Source organism: Finegoldia sp. P2-F-LR, assembly GCF_052932265.1.
This window is the reverse complement of sequence record NZ_JBRFJF010000039.1, coordinates 1-362: the sequence shown is the minus strand read 5'-3', so window position 1 is coordinate 362 and position 362 is coordinate 1. Positions and strand designations below refer to the sequence as shown.

The window sequence follows — 362 nt, the reverse complement described above, 5'->3', positions numbered from 1 at the left end:
GAAAACTGCTTATGATGAAGCATTAAAGAAAGCTAATGAAGTTCTTAAAGATGAAAAAGCAACACAAGAACAAGTAAATGCAGCTAAGAAAGCATTAGAAGATGCAAGAGAAGCATTAGACGGAAAAAAAGCAGTAGATAAGAAACCACTTCAAGCAGAAGTAGACAAAAACAAAGACGATGCAATAACAGGCTCTGACAAGTACAAGAATGCAGATGCTGATAAGAAGAAAGCGTACGACGAAGCATTGGCAAAAGCAAAAGAAGTTTTAGCTAATGACAAAGCTACTCAAGAAGAAGTTAACAAAGCTAAAGATGCATTAAAAGCAGCAGAAGACGCATTAAACGGAGAAAAAACTCCAG

At 36.2% G+C, this 362-nt stretch carries 1 pseudogene; it reads left to right on the top strand.

Annotated features, from left to right (window positions below):
- A pseudogene (locus tag ACU68W_RS09305) lies at nt 1-362 on the top strand (hypothetical protein); the annotation flags it as partial.